The sequence below is a fragment of the Variovorax sp. PMC12 genome (assembly GCF_003019815.1).
In the GTDB taxonomy this organism is placed as follows: domain Bacteria; phylum Pseudomonadota; class Gammaproteobacteria; order Burkholderiales; family Burkholderiaceae_C; genus Variovorax.
Map to the genome: position 1 here is coordinate 1065381 of NZ_CP027773.1, position 19635 is coordinate 1085015.

General features: G+C 68.8%; 14 protein-coding genes. 4 read left to right on the plus strand and 10 right to left on the minus strand.

Annotated features, from left to right (window positions below; all coding sequences use genetic code 11):
- Positions 1 to 17: 17 nt before the first annotated feature.
- Positions 18 to 3113, minus strand: coding sequence for an efflux RND transporter permease subunit (locus tag C4F17_RS04905; RefSeq protein ID WP_106934473.1), 3096 nt, complete (start codon positions 3111 to 3113; stop codon positions 18 to 20).
- A complete protein-coding gene (locus tag C4F17_RS04910; protein ID WP_106934474.1) occupies positions 3106 to 4257 on the minus strand; it encodes an efflux RND transporter periplasmic adaptor subunit in 1152 nt (383 codons plus the stop codon). Before C4F17_RS04910 ends, C4F17_RS04905 begins: the two co-directional genes overlap by 8 nt.
- Positions 4258 to 4437: 180 nt before the next feature.
- On the opposite strand from C4F17_RS04910, the gene C4F17_RS04915 reads away from it, so the two are divergent.
- From C4F17_RS04915 to C4F17_RS04925, 3 genes are all read left to right on the plus strand, one after another.
- Entirely contained in the window at positions 4438 to 5139 is a 702-nt protein-coding gene (locus C4F17_RS04915; RefSeq protein ID WP_106934475.1) for a response regulator transcription factor, read from the plus strand.
- Positions 5132 to 6541, plus strand: coding sequence for a sensor histidine kinase (locus tag C4F17_RS04920; protein ID WP_199851955.1), 1410 nt, complete (start codon positions 5132 to 5134; stop codon positions 6539 to 6541). The genes C4F17_RS04915 and C4F17_RS04920 overlap by 8 nt, the downstream gene beginning before the upstream one ends.
- Positions 6542 to 6642: 101 nt before the next feature.
- A complete protein-coding gene (locus tag C4F17_RS04925; RefSeq protein WP_106934477.1) occupies positions 6643 to 7629 on the plus strand; it encodes a Bug family tripartite tricarboxylate transporter substrate binding protein in 987 nt (328 codons plus the stop codon).
- On the opposite strand, the gene C4F17_RS04930 is transcribed toward C4F17_RS04925, so the two are convergent.
- On the minus strand, positions 7598 to 8071 hold the full coding sequence (locus tag C4F17_RS04930) for a GNAT family N-acetyltransferase (protein WP_106937439.1): 474 nt from the start codon (positions 8069 to 8071) through the stop codon (positions 7598 to 7600). The genes C4F17_RS04925 and C4F17_RS04930 overlap by 32 nt on opposite strands.
- A gap of 77 nt (positions 8072 to 8148) precedes the next feature.
- On the opposite strand from C4F17_RS04930, the gene C4F17_RS04935 reads away from it, so the two are divergent.
- A complete protein-coding gene (locus tag C4F17_RS04935; RefSeq protein ID WP_106934478.1) occupies positions 8149 to 8457 on the plus strand; it encodes a YciI family protein in 309 nt (102 codons plus the stop codon).
- A 3-nt stretch (positions 8458 to 8460) separates the two neighbouring features.
- Here the strand turns inward: C4F17_RS04935 and C4F17_RS04940 are convergent, their stop codons facing one another.
- The 7 genes from C4F17_RS04940 to C4F17_RS04970 form a co-directional block, all read right to left on the minus strand.
- Positions 8461 to 11907 carry an efflux transporter outer membrane subunit gene (locus tag C4F17_RS04940; protein WP_106934479.1) on the minus strand — a complete coding sequence of 1149 codons (3447 nt, stop codon included), beginning with the start codon at positions 11905 to 11907 and terminating at the stop codon, positions 8461 to 8463.
- Positions 11895 to 13205, minus strand: coding sequence for a hypothetical protein (locus tag C4F17_RS04945; protein ID WP_106934480.1), 1311 nt, complete (start codon positions 13203 to 13205; stop codon positions 11895 to 11897). The genes C4F17_RS04940 and C4F17_RS04945 overlap by 13 nt, the downstream gene beginning before the upstream one ends.
- A gap of 38 nt (positions 13206 to 13243) precedes the next feature.
- Entirely contained in the window at positions 13244 to 14524 is a 1281-nt protein-coding gene (locus tag C4F17_RS04950) for an HlyD family secretion protein (RefSeq protein WP_106934481.1), read from the minus strand.
- 155 nt (positions 14525 to 14679) lie between these two features.
- Complete coding sequence (locus C4F17_RS04955) at positions 14680 to 15066, minus strand: DUF4150 domain-containing protein (RefSeq protein ID WP_019652627.1); 387 nt, start codon at positions 15064 to 15066, stop codon at positions 14680 to 14682.
- A gap of 32 nt (positions 15067 to 15098) precedes the next feature.
- Entirely contained in the window at positions 15099 to 15851 is a 753-nt protein-coding gene (locus C4F17_RS04960) for a DUF3540 domain-containing protein (protein WP_106934482.1), read from the minus strand.
- Positions 15848 to 16984 (minus strand): pentapeptide repeat-containing protein, encoded by a 1137-nt coding sequence (locus tag C4F17_RS04965; RefSeq protein ID WP_106934483.1) that lies wholly within the window; start codon positions 16982 to 16984, stop codon positions 15848 to 15850. The genes C4F17_RS04960 and C4F17_RS04965 overlap by 4 nt, the downstream gene beginning before the upstream one ends.
- Positions 16981 to 19620, minus strand: a complete 2640-nt coding sequence (locus C4F17_RS04970) for a DUF2169 family type VI secretion system accessory protein (protein ID WP_106934484.1) — start codon at positions 19618 to 19620, stop codon at positions 16981 to 16983. The genes C4F17_RS04965 and C4F17_RS04970 overlap by 4 nt, the downstream gene beginning before the upstream one ends.
- Positions 19621 to 19635: the final 15 nt, after the last annotated feature.

The window sequence follows — 19635 nt, forward strand, 5'->3', positions numbered from 1 at the left end:
TTTTTTCCTCGCCTTGCTCAACGGTCGCGGCGCGAGCGCAGGCCCCAGCCCTTGCGCTCGAACAGGCGCTCCAGCGCGAAGAACAGCGTCGGCAGAATGAACAGCGTCAGCAGCGTCGACACCACCAGCCCGCCGACCACCACCGTGGCCAGGCCGCGCTGCACGTCGGTGCCCACGCCCGTGGCCAGCGCCGCCGGCAGCATGCCGATGGACGCCACCGTGGCCGTCATGAGCACCGGCCGCAGCCGCTCGGTCGCGCCTTCGAGCACCGAGGCTTCCAGCGCCAGCCCTTCGCCGCGCACGCGCCGGAAGTTCGCGACCATGATGATCCCGTTCTGTATCGACACGCCGAACAGCGCGATGAAGCCCACCGCGGTGGCCACGTTGAGCGTTTCTCCCGCCACGTGCACCGCGATCAGCCCGCCCAGCGTGGCCATCGGCACCACGCCCAGGATCAGCGCCACGTGCCGGATCTTGCCGAACTGGAAGAACAGCAGCACCGCCATGATCGACACCACGATCAGCAGCGACACCGCCAGCCGGGCCTGCGCCCGCTGCTGGTTCTCGAACTGGCCGGCCCATTGCAGCCGGACCTTGGCGTGGTCGAACTTCACGTCCTTGGCGATGCGCTCCTGCGCTTCCACCAGGTAGGAGGCGAGGTCGCGGCCGCGGTTGTCGATGCGCACCGTGATCTGGCGCGAATTGAGCTCGTGCGAAATGGTGCTCTCGCCGGTCTGCAGCTTCACGCTGGCCACCTGCGACAGCGGTACCTTGGCGCCGCCCGCGCCGTTGAGCAGCAGCGAGCCGATGGCCTCGGTGCCGCTCTTGGCCGACTTCGGCAGCTTGACGGTCACGTTGTAGGTGCGGTCGCCGCTGTACACGGTGATGACGGGCGCGCCGCCCATGCCGGTCTGCACCAGGCTGGCCACGTCGTTCGCGTTCACGCCCAGCCGGGCCGCGGCTTCGCGGTCGAGCTTGATGACCACCTGCGGAATCGGCGGCTCCTGGAACAGCGACGCCGACGCGGTGCCGCGCACGGTGTGCAGCAGGTCGACGATCTCGTTGCCGATGCGCCGGCTTTCCTTCAGGTCGTCGCCGTAGATGCGCAGCACCAGCGGGCTGTGCGCGCCGCCCACGGCGTCGTTCACGCCGTCGATGATCGGCTGGCTGATGCCCACGTCGAAGCCCGGCATCTTCGAGAAGCGCTCGTTCAGCGTTCGCACGAAGGCGGCCTTGTTCACGCCCGCAGGCCACTCGCTGTAGGGCTTCAGGCCCACGGGCACTTCCACGTGCGAAGGCGTCCAGGGGTCGGTGCCGTCGTCGTTGCGGCCCAGCTGCGTCACCACGTAGGAAACCTCGGGGTACTCGAGCAGGACGTGGCGCAGCTCCGCGGTCATTTCGCTGGCCTTGTCCAGCGACAGGCCCGACGGCAGCTGCACCTGCAGCCACAGCGCGCCTTCGTCGATGTCGGGCAGGAACTCGCGCCCGGCTGTGGCGCCCAGGATCGCCACCGCGGCCAGCGCGGCGATGCTCAGCGCATAGGCGATGGCCGGCACCCGCAGCAGGTGGCCCAGCACGCGCCGGTAGGCGCCCGTGAGCCACACCAGCGGCTTGTTGACGAAGGGCTTCATCGGCTTGCGCAGCGCCACGTAGGCCAGGCTGGGAATCAGCGTGATCGCGCACAGCAGCGCGCCCACCAGCGCGTAGCCCACGGTGAAGGCCATCGGCTTGAACAGCTTGCCCTCGGCGCGCTCGAAGGCGAACAGCGGAAAGTAGGCCGTGATGATGATCAGCGTGGCGAAGAAGATCGGCCCCGACACATGGCTCACCGTCTCGAGGATGTTGCCCTCGGTCAGCGTGGCGTGGGGCTCTTCCTCGCGCCGCCGCAGGATGGCTTCCATCACCACGATGGCGCCGTCCACGATGATGCCGAAGTCGATCGCGCCCAGCGAGAACAGGTTGGCCGGCATGCGGGTGAAGTGCATCACGATGAACACCGTGACCAGCGACATCGGAATCGCCACCGCCGCCACCACCGCGCTGCGCGGGCTGCCCAGGAAAAGGATGAGCACGAAGCACACAAGCGCCATGCCTTCGAGCACCGTGTGCGTCACCTTGTCGACCGTGAGCTTCACCAGGTCGTCGCGGTCGATGTAGGGCACGATCTTCACGCCCATGGGCGCAAGCTGCGCCTGCAGTTCGTCGATCTTCTTGTGCACGCCCTCGAGCACCCGCGACGGGTTCTCGTACTTGAGCATCAGCACGATGCCTTCGATGGTGTCGGGGTTCCTGTCCTTGCCCAGGATGCCGCCGCGCTCCTGGTGGCCGAACTGCAGGCGCCCCAGGTCGCGCACCAGCACCGGCGAGCCGCCGGACTGCGACACCACCACCGCGCCCAGGTCGTCCAGCGAGGTGATGAGGCCGATGCCGCGCACCACGTAGCTCTGCTCGCCGCGCGCGATGCGCCCGCCGCCGGCGTTGGCGCTGTTGTTGTTGATGGCCGTCACCACGTCGCTCAGCGCCAGGCCGTATTTCTGCAGCGCCGCCGGGTCCAGCTCGAGCTGGAACTCCTTGGTGAAGCCGCCGAAGTTGGTGATGTTGACCACCCCGGCCACCTGGCGCAGCCCCGGAATGACGATCCAGCGCTGGATCTCGGACAGCTCCATCAGGTTCCTGGTGTCCGACTCCAGCGTGTAGCGGTAGATCTCGCCCGCCGGGCCCGCCACCGGGTCCAGCCCCGGTTGCGCGCCCGAGGGCAGCGAGACCTGGCCGATGCGCTCGGTCACGCGCTGGCGCGCGAAGTAGTCGTCGGTGCCGTCCTTGAAGGTCAGCGTGATCAGCGAGAGCCCGAAGGTGCTGCTCGAGCGGATCGAGGCCAGCCCCGGCGTGTTGCTCAGCGCCCGCTCCAGCGGCGTGGTGATCTGCTGCTCGATTTCTTCCGAAGCCAGGCCGTTGACCTGGGTCGTGACCTGCACCGTCACGTCGCCCAGGTCGGGGTAGGCCTCGACCGTCATCTGCGTCCACGACCAGGCACCGAACAGCACCAAGGCGATGGACATCGCCCAGACCAGGTGCCTGCGGCGAAAGAACTGGGTGATGATGAGATTAATCATTCAGCAGCACACCACCACGCACCACCACACGCTCGCCGGCATTCAGGCCGCTGCGAATGCGCACCTGGTCGCCGTCTTCTCGGCCCAGCTCGACCACGCGCCGCACGAAGGTCCAGGGCTCGGCCTCGACGAACACGCTCACGGCGTCGTTGTTCATCAGCAGCGCCGAGGCCGGCACCTGCGGCTGCGCCGCCTGCGGCACGCCCAGCACCGCTGTCGCATACATGTTGGGCTTGAACAGCCCATCGGGGTTGGGAAACACGATGCGCGCCTTGGCGCGGCGCGTGTCGGCATCGAGCACCGAACTCACGAAGCCGATCTTGCCGGTGAACCGGCGGCCCGGGTAGGCGGCCAGCGTGACCGTCACGTTCTGGCCCGGCGCCACCGCGCCCACCACGTTCTCGGGCACGTTCACCGTCACCCAGACCGAGTCGAGGTTGGCCACCGTCATCAGCGCGGCCGTGGCGTCGTTCAGGTTGGCGCCGGCGCCGGCGTTCAGCGCGGTGACCGTGCCCGAGATGGGCGCGACGATCTTCAGCAGCTGGCCGGCCTGCGCGCCGCTGCCGTCCGCGCCCAGGCTGCGCAGGCGCGTCTCGCTGCGGCGCAGTTCGGCCGTCTGCTGCGCGACGGCGCTCTGGGCCGCTTCCACGTCCTTGGTTGCATTGGAGCCGGCCTCGTTCACGCCGCGCGCGCGCACCAGCGCATGCTGCGCCAGGTCGAGCGCATCGCGGGCCTTCTGCGCGTCGGACACGGCCTGCGCCAGGTCGGGCGAGGTCATCGTGGCCAGCACCTGGCCGCGCTTGACCGTGTCGCCCAGGCGCACCTTCAGCTCGACCAGCTTGCCGGTCAGCGGCGGCAGCACGTTGACGGTGCTGGCTGGATTGGCTTCCACCGTGGCGGGCAGGCTCACGTCGTGCGGCGAGGCCTGCTCGCCGACGGTGGCCACGCGCAGCCGGTCGCGCAGCGGCGAGCCGTCGGGCACGCTCAGCCGGTTGCCCTGGCGAACAAGCATCGGCGCCGGGGCGGCGGCCACGGTGGCCGCGTGGGCGGTATTGTCGAAGGAGTCGACGCACAGCGCCGCGCAGGTCAGCACGCCGAAGAAAATGCGTGCCGGCGTGATCTGGTAGAGGGATTTTTTCTTCATCTCAGGACATCCGTTGGGGCCGGACGCGCTGCGCACGGAATCCCTTTCCGTGCCCTTGATCCGCCCCCGTCGCCCCAAGGGAGGTTAAGAAAGCGCGACTGAAGAAGCTCCCAAGAAATCCTGAAGTTTTCTTCAGAATCGGGGGCACGGCGCCCGCCGGGCGCGGCATGATCCACCCCGATGAGAATTCTGTTGATCGAAGACGACCGCAAGGCCGCCCGCCTTTTGGCCCGCGGGCTGCAGGAAGAGGGCTTCGTGGTCGATGTGGTGCACACGGCCGAGGAGGGCGACGAGGAAGCCTTCGTCATCGCCTACGACCTGATCGTGCTCGACTGGATGCTGCCCGGCAAGGACGGCCTGACCCTGTGCCGCGACCTGCGCCAGCGCGGCTGCAAGACCCCGGTGCTGATGCTCACCGCCCGCGACGCCCTGAGCGACCGGGTCGCCGGGCTGAACACCGGCGCTGACGACTACCTGACCAAGCCATTCGCCTTCGACGAACTGCTGGCGCGCGTGCGCGCCTTGCTGCGGCGCTCCGAGATCATGCGGCCCGTGGTGCTCGCGCTGGCCGACCTGAGCCTCGATCCGCTGAGCCAGCGCGTGATGCGCGGCGGCATGGTGCTCGACCTGACCCACAAGGAGTTCGCCATCCTGCAGATCCTGCTGCGCCATGCCGGCGAGGTGGTGAGCCGCTCCCGTCTGGCCGAACAGGTGTGGAAGGACGACCTGATCGCCATCGACAACCTGATCGACGTGCACATCGGCAACCTGCGCCGCAAGGTCGACGCACCGCCGGCGCCGCCGCTGATCCAGACCGTGCGCGGGCGCGGCTTCAGGCTCGCGCTGGCCGAAGAAAACCCCGGCGGCAGCCATGCTGCTTAGCTTCCGCAGGCGGCTGGCGCTGGCGCATGTCAGCGTGATCGTGGTGGTGATGACGATCGCCGCCCTCGGCTCGTACTTCGTGTTCTCGCGCAACGTGCACGGCGAACTCGACGCGGCGCTGCTCGCGCTGGCCGAGACCGAGCTCGGCATGCTGCTGTCGGCGAATGCCGGCGACGCGGTCATCGTGCACGAGGTGCCGCCCGGCCCGGCCGCGCCTTCGTTCGTGCGGCTCGACCGGCTGGTGCAGATCGTAGACACCGAAGGCCGCGTGCTGGCGCGCAGCAGCAACCTCGGCGAAGCGCAACTGCCCATTCCGCCCGTGCTGCGCGAGCGCCTGGCCGCCGGCGAGACCGTGTTCGAGACGCTGGACGGCTTCGGCGAGGAGCCGACACGCATGGTGTCGGTGCCCGTGCCGGGACATCGCAAGCTGCTGGCGGTGCAGGTCGCGGGCTCGCTCGACGACGTGAACCGCACCGTGGGCATGGCGAGCGTGCTGTTCCTGATCCTGGGCGTTTCCCTGCTGCTGGCGCTGGCCGCGGCGGGCGCGCTCATCACGCGGCGCGCCTTCGGCGCCATTGCCGACGTGGTGCAGCAGGCAAGGCACATCGGCGACGCCAATCTCGCCGAACGGCTGCCGCACCCGGGCACGCGCGACGAGATCGGCCGGCTGGTCGACACCCTCAACGACATGCTGAGCCGCATCGAGAACGGCATGGAAGCGCAGCGCCGCTTCACCTCCGACGCCTCGCACGAGCTGCGCTCGCCGCTGTCGCGCCTGCGCACTGAGCTCGAACTCGCGTTGCGCCGGCCGCGCGAGCCGGCGGCGTATGTCGAAACGCTGCAATCGTCGCTGGAGGAGGTCGAGTCGCTCACGCTGCTGGTCGAGGAACTGTTGGTGCTCGCCCGCATCGACGCCGGCCAGGAGCGCGACGCGGCCGAGAAGGTGTCGCTCAACATGCTGGCCGAGGACGCCGTGCGCCGCCTGGAGCCGATGGCCCGGGAGCGCCGCCTGTCGCTGGTGCTGGAGCCCGCGCCGCCGGTGGCCGCGCGGGTGGCGCGCGGCGCGGCCAGCCTGGCGCTGGCCAACCTGCTGGACAACGCGCTCAAGTTCTCGCCGCCCGGCACGGTGGTGAGCGTGAGCGTGCGCGCCGACCTGGAGGCCGACGAAGCCATCATCAGCGTGTCGGACCACGGGCCCGGCATCCGCGGCGACGAACTGCCGCACCTGTTCGAGCGCTTCTATCGCGGCGCCACCGCGCGCTCGGACGAGAAGACGCCCGGGCTCGGCCTGGGCCTGGCGCTGTCGCAGGCGGTGGTGCATGCGCACGGCGGGCGCATCGAGGCGGCGAACGAAGCGGGGGGCGGGGCGCGCTTCGACATGCGGTTGCGGCTCGCGCGCTGAGCAGCGGGCGGGCCCGGCGGGCAAACCCTGACCGCGCGAAAGACCGCCGCTTCGAGAATGGCCCGATCCATTCCGGACCAACGAAGAGGGCCCCCGCCACCATGCTCTACGCCACGCTGTCACGCCGCCGCTTCACTTTTGCCACGGCCGCCGCGAGCCTTGCCCTGCCGGCATTCGCGCAGCAGCAGGGCACATGGCCGAACAAGCCGATCCGCATCGTGGTGCCCTACACGCCTGGCGGCTTCACCGACCAGATGGCGCGGCTGGTGCAGGTGGGCTTGCAGACCAGGCTCGGCCAGCCGGTGCTGATCGACAACAAGCCCGGCGCCAACAGCCTGATTGGCGTGGACGCGATCGCCAAGGCGCCGCCCGACGGCAGCACCTTCGGTGTCGTCATCGCGGCCTATGCGGCCAACACCACGCTGTACCCGAAGCTGCCCTACGACCCGCGAAAAGACCTGGCCGGGGTGTCGCTGATGGGCGTGTCGCCGCTGCTGGCGGCGGTCAACATCGACTCGCCGTTCAAGACGGCGCGCGAGCTGATTGACTACGCCCGTGCCAACCCGGGCAAGGTGAGCTTCGGCTCTTCAGGCAACGGCTCGGCCGCGCACCTCACCACCGAGCTGTGGAAGTCGCTGACGCAGACCTACATGATCCACATCCCGTACCGCGGCGCGGTGCCGGCGCTGACCGACCTCATGGGCGGGCAGATACAGCTTTTCTTCGATGCGCCCACGGGCCTCATCAACCAGGCGAAAGCCGGCAAGGTGCGGCTGATCGGCGTGGCGGGCGACAAGCGGCTGGCGGCCGCTCCCGAGGTGCCGACCTTCATCGAGCAAGGCTTCGCAGGCTTCACCGGGAGCACCTGGGCGGGCATGCTGGCGCCGGCCGCCACGCCGCGCGACATCGTCAGGCGCATGTCGGACGAAGTGGCGCGCATCATCCGCAGCGACGACACGCGGGCCAGGCTCGACGCGATGGGCACCATTCCGGCCGGCGGCACGCCCGAGGAGTTCGATGCGTTCATCGCGTCGGAGACCACCAAGTGGGGCAAGGTCATTCGCACGGCGGGGGTGAAGGCGGAGTAGGGCGCGACAGCAGCATCTCGATGTGCGGGATGCCGTCTTCGTCATAGGGCTCGCCGACCTCGACGAACCCGAACGACGCGTAGAACTTCCGAAGATAGAGCTGCGCGCCGATGCGGAGCGCGGCGCCGGGCCACAGCGCCCCGGCGCAGGCAAGGCCGCGTGTCAGCAGTTCCTGGCCCAGCCCCTGTCCGCGATGCGCCGCACCCGTCAGCACGCGCCCGATCGATGCTTCCCGGTACGACACACCCGGCGGCAGCAGGCGCAGATAGGCCGCAAGCTGCCCGCCGTCGAGCGCGTAGAGGTGATGGGCCTGCATGTCCTTGCCGTCCGGGTCGAGGTAGATGCAGCGCTGCTCCGCAACGAACACCTCGCTGCGCGCCGACAGGATCAGGTACAGGTCACGCGTACTCAATGCGTCGAAGTTTTTTTGATGCCATTCCATGGTGAGGTCCTTCGCGCCGAACATAACAGGCACGGTCGCTGCTACGCCTCTCGGTACTCAGACCCGCATGCCCCCTCATGAAGCACTTCATCGTCGAAATCAACTACCTCGTTCCGCTCGAAAGAGTCCAGCAATCCGTGGCGCCGCACCGCGCCTATCTGCAACTCGGCTACGACGCCGGCCTGCTGCTTTGCTCCGGCCCGAAGGTGCCGGCGACCGGCGGGTTCATGCTGGCCCGCGCGGAATCTCTCGCGGCGCTCCAGGAGTTCTTCGCGCAAGACCCGTTCCACACCGAGGAACTCGCGAGCTTCACTTTCAGCGAGTTCAATCCCGTGAAGCGGCAGGGCTGGGCCGAGGCGTGGTTCGCCGAACCCCCGGCGGCTTGACGACTACCGCGGCGCGGTTGCGGCGCTAGCCACGGGCGCCGGCGCATCTTCCCAGCCGCCGCCCAGCGCCTTGTAGAGGCTCACGGTGTTCACGGCCTGCTTGAGCTGCAGCTCGATCCACTGCCGCTGCTCGATGTACAGCTCGCGCTGCGCGTCGGCCCCGGCGAAGTAGTCTTCCAGCCCGTTGCGAAAGCGCGTGCGCGAGATCGCCGCCACCCGCTGCAGCGACTGCACGCGCGCCTGCTGGGCTTCGAGCTGCGGGCGCAGGTGGCTGTCGGCAATCAGCGCATTGGCGGTTTCGCGCAACGCCTGCTGCACCGAGTATTCATAACTCGCCATTGCGGCGGCCAGTCGCTCTTCGTTCGCGCTCAGGTTGGCCGAGCGGCGGCCCCAGTCGAAGATGGGCAGCGACACGCCGAGCACCGTGGCCCAACTGCGGTTGCCCGAGTTCAGCAGGCTCGAGAACTCGCCGCTCAGGCCGCCGCCCACGGCGGTCAATGAAAAGCTCGGATAGAACGCCGCCTTGGCCGCGCCGATGCCCGAGTTCGCGGCCTCCACGCGCGCATACGCCGCCAGCAGGTCGGGCCGGCGCTGCAGCAGGCTCGCGGGCAGGCCCACGGGCACCTCGGCCACCGAGCGCTCCGGCCACGGGCGCTGCGCGCCTGTGGTGGCCGGCACCGGCTGGCCGACCAGTACCGTGAGCCATTGCAGGTCCTGCCCCACGCGCATGCGAAATTCCTCGCGCTGAACGGCCGCGCGCTGCACCAGCGACTGCGAGCGCAGCAGGTCGAGATCCGACGTGCCGCCCGCCTTGCGGGCACGCTGCATCACGCCCGTGCTGTCGGTCTGGATGGCCAGGTCCGACTCGGCCAGCGACAGCAGTGCGCGGTCTGCGCGCAGCGTGAGGTAGGCGTTCGACACCTCGCCCACCAGGTTCATGCGTGCCGCGGCGAAGTCGCGCTCGCTGGCCGTGGCCTGCGAGCCCGCCTGCTGCACGCCCGCATCGACGCGGCCGAAGAAGTCGAGTTCATAGGCCATGATGCCGGCCTGCACGGCATAGGTGTTGCCCACGCGGCCCACCGCCTGGCTGTTGGTGACCACGCCGGTCGAGCTGAGCGACGTGACCTGGTTGCCGCGCCCGGCCGAGCCCACGAGGCCGATCTCCGGGAGCAGGCTGGAGCGCGTGCCGGCGTACACGGCGCGGGCTTCCCGGGCCTTGGCGGCATACACGCGCAGATCGCGGTTGCGCGACAGCGCGGTGCCGATCAGGTCGCGCAGCTCGTCGTCGCGCACGAAGGCCTGCCATGCCATGGGGGCGACGTCGGTGCCGGCCTTGCCGTCGGCCCATTGTGCGGGCACCTCGACATCGGCCGGCTTCAGCGGCGGCGTGAGGTTGCAGCCGGACAGCACCAGCACGGCGACCAGCAGCACCGCCAGCATCGGCGCCGTGCTCGCGAACATGCGCGGCATCCTCGGCAGGCGGGGCCAGCGCCAGCCAGCGCTGTCCATGAAGGCCAGCACGGCGCGCGCCGGCTTCACCTGCGTGGCGACATGGCTGGGCGGCAGGCTGAAGACGTGGCGCACCAGCCGGTCGTGAACCGCGTCGTCGTGCACGAAGGCCAGTTCGGTGCCGGCGCCGGAGCGGCCCGTCACCGTGGCCGAAACCCAGCCCACATGATCGACGTGGATGTCCAGCGGTTGCCCGATGCCGATGCGGCCCAGCGCGGTGCTGTTGAGCAGCCGCGCGCCGTCGCCCGCGATCTCGGCGAAGCGTGCCGCACCCACGCCGGCGGCGCTGCGCACGGTGGTCGCGGCGTCGTACGGAAAGCGCTCGTCATGCTCGGGGCGCGGGCGGTCGATGCAGGCGATCAACGCGGCCAGGCAGTACACGGTGGCGATGAAGGTCCACACCACGTTGAGCACGTCGCCTGTTGTCATGGCGCTGCCGATGGCGCCCAGCGCGCCCATCTCCATCGCGGCGATCAACGCGCCGAACACCGCGACCAGGTTCCAGTGCACCACCGTCCTGCTGCGGTCCTGCCCCTTGGCCGTGACCTTGAAGGGCCGGCCGAAGGGCCTTATCAGCGCCGAGACGATGGTGCGCGTGACGGCCATCGCGGCCACGATCTGCGTCACCTCGGTGAACACCGGCAGGCAGCGGCGCTGGCTGATCCAGTAGGTGTAGCCCCAGAACATGACGAGCGGCGGCAGGCCGTACATGGCAAAGGCCCGGGGCGTGGCATGGAAAGCCGAGGCGCCCGTGTACCAGTAGAGCGCAGGCGCCGCCAGGATCAGCAGGATGAACGGCTTGGTGAGCCAGTGCAGCAGGCCGTGCACGTAATGCAGGCGCGCCGTGAAGCTGTAGCCCTTGCCGCGCAGCGGGCCGTCGCGCAGCAGCGCCACCTGGATCGTGCCCAGGCACCAGCGGCTGCGCTGGTTGATGTAGTCGATGATGCTGTCGGCCGAAAGCCCGTTCGACAGCCGCTCGTTGAGCCAGCGCGTGACCCAGCCGGAGCGCATCAGCGTGTAGGTGGTGTAGATGTCTTCGCACACGCTGCCGGTGGGAAAGCCGCCGGCAGCGGTGATGGCGTCGCGCCGCACGATGAAAGAAGTGCCCACGCAGAACGCCACGTCGGCCGCGTCCTTGGCCGGCTGCAGCACGTCGAAGAACACGCGCTGCTCGTCGACCCAGCTGTCGGTGGCGCGCAGGTTGTGCTGTATCGGGTCGGCGTTGTAATAGAACTGCGGCGTCTGCACCAGCCCCACCTTCGACTTCGGGTCGTCGAACAGGCCGAGCACGCGGTAGACGATGTTGCGATGCGGCGCGAAGTCGGCATCGAGCACCAGGATGTAGGGCGCGTTGGTGAGACCGGCCGATTGCCGCAGGCCGTTGTTGAGGTTGCCCGCCTTGGCGTGCGCGTTGTCCGGCCTGCGCGCGTAGTGCACGCCTTTTCGCGCGCAGTAGTCGCGCAGCCAGTCGCGCCGCGTGTCGTCCAGCACCCAGACATTCACATGCGGATAGTCGATGGCCTGCGCGGCGAGGATGGTCTTCTCGAGCACGCCGATCTCTTCGTTGTACGTGCAGATGAAGACGTCGACGGCGGGCACGCCGGTGCCGCGCTTGCGCAGCATGGCCTCGCCCGCGTCCGCCTGGGCGTGGTTGTCGCGGCGGCGCGAGAGCATCTGAATCGACAGCAGGGTGTAGACGATCGACACCATCTCGAACACCAGGAAGACCCAGCCCATCAGCGTGCCGAAGCCCAGGTCGGCCGGCGGCAGCGTTTCGGCCAGCCGCCACGCCACGTAGCGCACAAGCACCAGCGCGGTGAGAAAGCCGAACAGCACGCGGTGCGACGCACGGTCGGCGCGCGCATGGAAGACCATGATCAGGGCCAGGCCCACGACCATCAGATTGACCCTGAATTCGGGCGTATCGATCAGTTCGAACATGGCTTTGCTCCTGCGACGGTGGTTGTTCCGGTGAACGGGTTCCAGCCCTTGGCGGCCAGTGCGATCCAGGCCGTGGCGCCCAGGTGGGGCCAGCGGTAGTAGAAGAAGTCGGGGCTCTTGGAGTCCGGCCCTATGGCCAGCCCGGTCGATATGCGCGGGCTGGGCGTGGCGTAGTACAGGCCGTTGGGCGCGCGCTGAGAGGCCAGCAGTTGCCACAGCGCCTCGGGCGCCGCGCCCTTGACGGCCACCAGCGTGGCGGCGGCCTGCGCGCTGCCCTCGGTCCAGATGCCGTCGGGCTGGCGCGGGAAGCCGTAGCCGGCGCCGACGCGATGGTTCGCATCGACCCATGCGAGGCCGGCCTGCCATGCGCAGCGGCCCTGCGACGCGGCCAGCAGGGGCCACAGTTGCGCGTCGAGGCCCGAGGCCGTGGTGGAAACGGTGGCGCCGTCGGCCTGCGTGCCGATGTGGAAGCGCCGCTCGGCCTTGTTCCACATGCGTTCGACGAAAGCCAGCGCGGTGGCGGCCTGGCGCTTCTGCTCCGGATGTCCACCGGAGCGGGCGGCCCATGCGGCGGCCATGGCGATGTCGATGTTGTGCTCGGTCGACTTCCAGGTCTGCGCAGCCTGCCGGTCGTCCCAGCCGTACCAGCCGCCGATGTAGCCGTCGGGCGCGACGCTTGAGCGCGTGCGTTGCTCGATCCATGCCAGCAGCCTGGCGATGGCATCGGCATAGCGCGGCGAGGGCGCCGCCTGGTCGACGTTCAGCAGCAGCAGCGCGGCCCACGCCACGTTGCCGGTCGCGGTGCTGACCTGGTAGGCGTCGGCGATCCACTGGTTCCTGTCCGCGTCCCAATAGCCGGAGAGCACCGGCTTCGCATCGGCCAGCAGGCCCGCGCGGTAGGCGTTGCGGATGCGGCCGTCCGGGTAGTGCGGGTCATGCGCCACGGCCAGCACCATCGCGTCGGCGATGCGCGTTGCCGATGCGGTGTCGCCGCATGCCAGCAGCGCGATGCCGGCCAGCGCGTTGTCGTACACGAAGGCCACGTTCGCCAGGCTCGGCGCGAGTTCGGGCACGCCGTCGATCTGCGCCTCGGTGCGGTAGCTCGGCAGGAAGAGCGGGGCCGAGGAATCCCCCCGGCTGCTGAACGCGACGGCGCGGCGCAGGCCATCGCAGCTTTGCCGCGCGAGCATCTGTTGCGCGGGGCTTTCGGCTGCCGGTGCTTGCGGTGCATGAAGGCACAGCACGGTGGCCATTGCCATCGCCAGCGCGCATCGTTGAGCAAGGTTCGCGTGATCCATCGTCTGCCTCCATCGGCTTCGAGGATTCATGCTGCGTGCTAGGAAGCCAGCCTCGCCGATACCACCTTGCCGGGCGCGCACAGCCCGCGCTGCGCCATCCACGCCGGGTTGTCCGATTCGACGCGCGCCACCGCGTAGACCGAGCCTTGTTCCGCATACGGGAAGGGCACCGCGTAGCGGCTCTGGAAATCGTCTGGAGCAACCGGCAGCAACTGGGTAACGCGTGCCGACACTTCCGCGCCGCCGTCATCGGTTTTCACGGCAATGGTCGAGCCCATGTTGAGCTTCCTGGCCACCCGCGGGGCAAAGACCGCGACCACTTCGATGCGGCTGCAGTCGGTCATCCGCACCAAGGTGGCACCCTGCGGCACGAAACTGCCCTGCGGCATCAGCACCGAGTTCACCTGGCCCGGCTGCATCGCACGCACCTCGAAGGCGGCCATGCGGTCGATGCGGCTGCGCTCCTCGGCTTCCAGCGCGGTCACCTCGCGCAGCTGCTGGCGCAAGGCTTCGGTGTCGTGCTGCGCGCGCTCGATGGCGCCGCTCAGCGTTTCGCGCCGGCTTGCAAGAGTCTGGTAGACGCTGGCGCCACCGCCGCCCACGAACACGCCGCGGCTCGCACTCGCCATGCTCTGGCCGAGTCCCGAATAGGCCTGCTCGGCAACGGCGGCGTTTGCGCGCGAGATGCTCAGCTGCGCCTGCGCGGCGTCCATGGCCTGCGGGCTCACGGCGCCTTCGTCGAGCATGGCGGCGGTGCGGCGCACCTTCTGCTCCTGCTCGGCCACGCTGGACTGCGCCACTTCGCGCTGGCGTTGCGCGATCTGCCACGCATCGCGTGTCTGCGCCATCGAGGCCGTGCGGTACAGCTTGACTTGCTGCTCGACGAACTGCAGTTCTTCGCTCGATGCATTGAGCTGGTTCGTCAGCTGCGCCACCTGGCTTTGCAGCGCGAGACGCTGCGTGGTGAGCGTGGTGAGGATGTCGCGGTTGATGGTGGGGTTCTGCACCGTGGCCACCACCGCGCCGGCCTCGACCTTGTCGAGCGCGCGTAGCGTCATGTGCGTGACCACGCCGCTGATGGGCGAGGTGACCAGCGTCACCGGGGCCTGCAGCACGGAGCGCGTGGCCTGCCTGGAAACCAGCGGCTGGATCAGCGTGGTGACGATGAGCCACAGCACGAAAGCAAGAAGCGCATAACCCGCGATGCGAGGCACCAGCGACTCCGTGGTGCCGCCGCGCCATCGTCTCAGGCGTTCATGCCATGCAGATGCTTCCGCGTTCGCAATGAGGTGCGATTCCTGGACAGTGCTTGCATTCATTCGTGCCTCGCAATCGATGACGTGGTGACTTCTCAGGACCAGCGTCTCCTCTGTCGTGGCACATCATTGGGGCATGCCATCTGCTTTGCTGCAATGCAGCAATACACATGCCAAAAGTGAATTATTTTTGCTTACAAAGGCAACCGAATGTGCATTCAGGGTGCGAGCACCAGCACCTTGAACTGGCTCGGCACGATGCGCATGCCGACGATGTTGCTGCGGTTCTGCACCGTGAGGCTGGTCATGCGCGTGCAGGGCGAGCCCTTCAGCAGCACGGTGAAAGCGCCGGTGATGTGGCGCGACGGCCCCATCACCGTTTGCGACACCACGCCCATCAGCACGCCCGCGTTGTCGCCGTTGGTGATGGGCGTGGTCGTCGCCAGGTTGTGCGCGGGCGTGCCGCCGTAGAGGATGTTCCAGGCGTTGGGAATGGCCGTGGGCCCGAGCGCGAAGTTGGGGTAGGGAATGGGAACGGCCGGCGGCGTCTTGCAGACATCGGGAAAGGCCAGGTCCATGCCCATCATCTGTGCGTTGGCGAACATGCGTGAAGCTCCTTCAAGAGGTTGTGGGTGGTTCAGCCCATGTGGATCTGCTCGGCGTCTACCTTCACCAGCTCCTTGCTGGTGACCAGCGTGTTCTTCGCATGCAGGCGCAGCGTGCGCGAGGCCTGCATGTCGATCTGCCCCGCGCGCACCTGCTCGACTTCCTCGGTGATGCGAAAGCTGGAGCGCGTGAGCAGGTGCAGCCTGTCGAGCACCACCTCGCAAGCCCGGCCGACGACGCGCGACACCAGCACGCTGAAGCGCACTTCTGCGCCCTGGTAGTCCAGCTCGGACACGGTGCACTGGGCGCGCTCGGCAGCGAGCGTCCATTGCGGCGAGCGGGTGGCGACGGCGGTGTCCGATTGCAGCTCGATCGCGCCCGCGCCCTGTATGGCGATGCCGCCCCGGCGCGACTGCAGGCGCAGGTCGCCGTCCACCGCGAGCGTCGCCTGGCTGCTGTCGGCCTGCGCGACGACGGCGATGAGGTAGAGCGCTTCGTCGTGAGGGCCGGCGACCATCACCGTGTCGCCCGGCGCGGGCAGCAGCAGGCAACTGGCGGCGCGGCGGCAGCGCAGCGTGCGGTGGCCGTCCATCGGCGTGACTTCGCAGAAGCCGTCTTCGGCTTCTGCAGCGTTGACCGTGGCCATGACGATGCCGCCTGGTTGCTGCCCAGGTTGCTGTTTCGCGGCCGCCGCCTTGCGCAGCAGCGGTGCGAGTTCGCTTTCGTCGCCGGCGTCCGAGGGCACGGCCGGCGCGCGGGAAGTTGTCCTCGATGCCATCGTCATGCGGAGTCCTTCATGTGGGAGGAGGGGAGGTCTTGCGCGCGCATCAGCCCGTGCGCGTCGCGGTCGAGGCGCACGGCGCGGAGGGGGCGCTGCCACGCGACGCGCTCGGCCTCGAAAAGCTCGGGGTCGGCATCGAGCACGCCGATGCGGTCGCTCCAGCGCGTGCCCGTCTGCAGGCTGCGGTGCATCTGGGTGCGCTGGAAGAGGGCTTTCTCGAAATTGGCGGCGCGCAGGTCGGCGTACGAAAAGTCGGCATACACCAGCCGGCTGCGCGCGAAGGACGCACGCTCGCAGCGTGCGCGGTGGAACACGCACTGCTCGAGCCGCGCGTCGGAAAAGTCGGCGTCGGTGAGCTGCGCATCGATCCACAGCGACTGGTCGAACACGCCCGCGCGGCAATCCGCGCTGCGCATGTCGGCCTGCGGAAACAGCGACTGCGGTGCGTGCACGCGCCGCATGCGGGCACCGTCGAGCGCCGCGCCCTTGAAGTTGCACTGCACGAGCCGGGCGTCGTCGAACACGCAGTCCGACAGCCGCGCGTCGATGAACTGGCAGCGCTCGAACGACTGGCCTGCGAACGACTGGCCGCGCAGGTCGGCCTCCGTGAAGATCGCGTTGTCGAAGCTGGCGCCGCGAAAGCTTGCCTGCCTCAGGTCGGAGCGGAAGAACACGCCGGTCGTGAAGACGGCTTCGCCGAAGTCGGCATTGCCCATGCGGCTGTCGTTGAAGATCGTCCTGGCGACCGATGCGCGCAAGAAGCGCGCGCCGCCGAAGTCGCAGTCGTGGAAGGCGGCCTTCTGCAGCACCGATTCTTCGGCCTGCATGCCATGCAGGTCGGACTCGGCAACGACAGTGCCTTCCCACCGGGCCGCATGCATGCGCGCGTCGCGCAAACTGCTGCGCAGGAAAGAGGTCTTGCCCAGCTGCGCGCGGTCCATCACCGCGCCGTCGAACACGCAGCGCTCGAACACGGAGTCCGCCAGCTGAACGCCCGCCATGTTGGAGCGCGTGAAGCGGCATTCGCTGAACAATCCGCCGGACAGGTCGAGGCCGTCGAGCGCCATTTCGCTGAAGTCCTCTCCCTGCAATGCTTCGCCGCTGCGGACTTTGGCAACCAGCGCCTGCGGGCTCATTCGACGGCGGCGGCCCGGGCGGCCGGCACGGTCTTGGTGTGCACGATGTAGGCGCCGCGCGTCTCGGTGACGTCGTCGATCACGATCTGCGACATGTCGGCGCGAAAGAGGCTGGCTTCGCGCAGGTCGGCCGACAGCAGCCGGGCCTTGTTGAAGTTGGCGTTCATGAGGTTGGCGGCGCGCAGCGAAGCCCGGCTCAGGTTGCTGCGGATGAAAAGGCACTCGGGCGTCTGCGCCGCGCTCAGGTCGGCGGCGGTGAGGTTGCACGAGGAAAGGTCGCAGGTGTCGAGGGTCGCACGCACGAAGCGCACGCCCTCCATCGGAATTTCGCGCAGGCTGCATTGCACGAGCGTGGCTTCTTCGAAGTCGGCACCGCGCAGGCTGCTGTTGCCCGCGAAGCAGGTGGTGCGCAGCAGGGCGCGCGCGAAGACCATGCGGTCGTCGCAGTTCATGTGGGTCCAGGCGCAGGCTTCGAGCTCGGCGCCGGTGAAGTCGAGCCCGGCAACGCGGCAGCCCAGGAAGCCCGCCTTCATGAGTCGCGCGCCGCGGAAGCTGCAGTCTTCGATGGCCGCGTCGGAAAGAAAGCCGATGCTGGCCGCATCGACCGCGTCGAAGTTGCAATGCAGCAACTGCGATTCGATGACGTGCAGGTGATGCATGCGGGCCGACGAGAAGTCGCAGCGCACGAACTTCAGCTTCTCGAAGGTCGTGCCTTCGAAGAGGGCCCGCGAGAAGCCGGCCTGCTCGCAATGAATGCCGGCGAGGTTGGTGTCGCGGAACACGGCGCGCTTGAAATCGCCGGTCGAGAGGCGTGCGCGCACCAGCACGGCTTCGCTGAAGTCCGCGCCTTCGCAGCGGGCGCGGCGCAGGTCGGCGCCTTCGAGCAGCGCGCGGCGAAAGCAAGCGCCTTGAAGGTCCATGTCCGAAAGGTCGGCGCCCGTCAGGTCCATGCCGGTGAAATCGCGGCTGCCCCGGAGGATCGACAAGACCTTTTCGCGCAGCGCGGCCTGCCGTTCGGCGCTCAGTTCATCGACCGGCGACTGGTGCTGCGCCGAGCCGCGGTACAGCGCGAGCAGGCCGCGCTCGGCGTCCTGCGCCAGCTTGCGCATCGACTCGACCTGCTGCGCGGGCAGCGGTGCGGTGCCGGTCGCGGCGGGAATGCCTTCGAAGCCGCGCAGCAGTCCGGCGCTGTCGACCTGCGGCGGGCCCTTGGGGCGCGTGGTGTCGTGCTCGCGCACCAGCTTGCCGGTGTCGAAGCCGACCTTCATCGATTCCTTGGCGTTGGCATCGGCCTCGCGCTGCAGGCGTTCGCGCTCGACGGCGCCCTGTTCGCGCTGGGCGCGCGCATGGCGGTCGGCCTGGTCGACGAAGTCCGGGAGCTCGCGCAGCGTGGGCATGCGCGTGAAGGGCTCGGGCAGGCGGCGTTCGTTGAAGTGCCGCGCCTTGTGGCCGGCGGCCATCGCCTTCTGCTTCAGGTCTTCGCGGGCCTGCGCGCCGCGCTCGCGCATGTTCCGCACCAGTGCCGAGTCGCCGGTGCCGGGCTGGTCGAGCCAGGGGCCGATGGCTTCGTCGGGCACGAGGTCGTCGTCGCGGAACATGTAGAGCGCGCCCTTTTCCGGATCGCAGCGCTGGTGCAGCACGGTGGCGTAGTGGGCCAGGCCGCGCGGCTGGCCGACGGTTTCCAGTGCCGGCATCACGTGCGAGATGTCGGATGCGTCGTCTTCGTCGATGCGCGTTTCGCCATGAAATACCAGCACCACGCGCTCCAGATGCGGAAAGAACCATGCGGTCGTCAGGCGCTGCGGCACTTCTTCTATCTGGCCGGGCAGGCGGTGCCGTGCGATGACGGCCAGGGCGCGCCAGTTCGGCAGCCGGCCTTGCTGGAACGGCGTTCCGGGGTGCATGTTCCAGACCGCGAAGGGCGTGCCCGGTGCGATCTCGGCCGCGTCCTCGAAGCGCTGGTCGGCAGGCGCGGCGTTGAAGAGCTGCCAGTCCATGTCCTCGGCGAAACCCGGGAACAGGTTCTCGCGCCAATGACCGTCGTACTGCTTGCCGATGAGCCTCAGGCGACGCGGCCATGCGATGTCGAGCGGCCCGAAGCCCGCCGGCTCCGGCCGGTCGCCGGGATGGTGCAGGCGGTGCGCCGGGTCTTCGATGTTCGGCAGGCGCTGCACTTCATGGCCGTTGACGGTCTCCATGCCATGGCCCCGGCCCAGCGGGTTGTCCGCGAAATGGGGGCCGCCGTAGGCGCGCGTCCAGTCGATGCGCATGGCCTGGAAGGGCTGGGGCGGGGAGGGGCGTGCGCCGATCCAGAAGCGGTCGCCGAACACCGCAAGGTCTTTTTCAAGATTGCCGACCTGCAGCCGCGCGGCGCAGAGCGTCTTCTCTTCCTGGTGCGCGGTGTAGGCGTAGCCGGTCGCGAGGATCTCGGCGCGAACCTTGGGAATGCCGAGGTCGATGGCCGTGGCCGGCCCCAGCTCTTCGGACAGCGTCTTCCAGAAATCGGGCTCGGGCGTGAGCACCGGCTGGCCGTTCATGGAGACCATGCACAGCGTGGTGACGGCCAGGCGCTGCTCGGCCTGGCGCAAAAATGGACGCGTGATCACGCTCAGCCGCAGCGGCTTGACGGTTTTCATTGGCAGGAAAAGGAA

Coding starts and splice junctions, on each gene's coding strand:
- C4F17_RS04905 (WP_106934473.1), bottom strand. CDS start 3,113: ATGATTAATCTCATCATCACCCAGTTCTTTCGCCGCAGGCACCTGGTC.
- C4F17_RS04910 (WP_106934474.1), bottom strand. CDS start 4,257: ATGAAGAAAAAATCCCTCTACCAGATCACGCCGGCACGCATTTTCTTC.
- C4F17_RS04915 (WP_106934475.1), top strand. CDS start 4,438: ATGAGAATTCTGTTGATCGAAGACGACCGCAAGGCCGCCCGCCTTTTG.
- C4F17_RS04925 (WP_106934477.1), top strand. CDS start 6,643: ATGCTCTACGCCACGCTGTCACGCCGCCGCTTCACTTTTGCCACGGCC.
- C4F17_RS04930 (WP_106937439.1), bottom strand. CDS start 8,071: ATGGAATGGCATCAAAAAAACTTCGACGCATTGAGTACGCGTGACCTG.
- C4F17_RS04935 (WP_106934478.1), top strand. CDS start 8,149: ATGAAGCACTTCATCGTCGAAATCAACTACCTCGTTCCGCTCGAAAGA.
- C4F17_RS04940 (WP_106934479.1), bottom strand. CDS start 11,907: ATGTTCGAACTGATCGATACGCCCGAATTCAGGGTCAATCTGATGGTC.
- C4F17_RS04945 (WP_106934480.1), bottom strand. CDS start 13,205: ATGGATCACGCGAACCTTGCTCAACGATGCGCGCTGGCGATGGCAATG.
- C4F17_RS04950 (WP_106934481.1), bottom strand. CDS start 14,524: ATGAATGCAAGCACTGTCCAGGAATCGCACCTCATTGCGAACGCGGAA.
- C4F17_RS04955 (WP_019652627.1), bottom strand. CDS start 15,066: ATGTTCGCCAACGCACAGATGATGGGCATGGACCTGGCCTTTCCCGAT.
- C4F17_RS04960 (WP_106934482.1), bottom strand. CDS start 15,851: ATGACGATGGCATCGAGGACAACTTCCCGCGCGCCGGCCGTGCCCTCG.
- C4F17_RS04965 (WP_106934483.1), bottom strand. CDS start 16,984: ATGAGCCCGCAGGCGCTGGTTGCCAAAGTCCGCAGCGGCGAAGCATTG.
- C4F17_RS04970 (WP_106934484.1), bottom strand. CDS start 19,620: ATGAAAACCGTCAAGCCGCTGCGGCTGAGCGTGATCACGCGTCCATTT.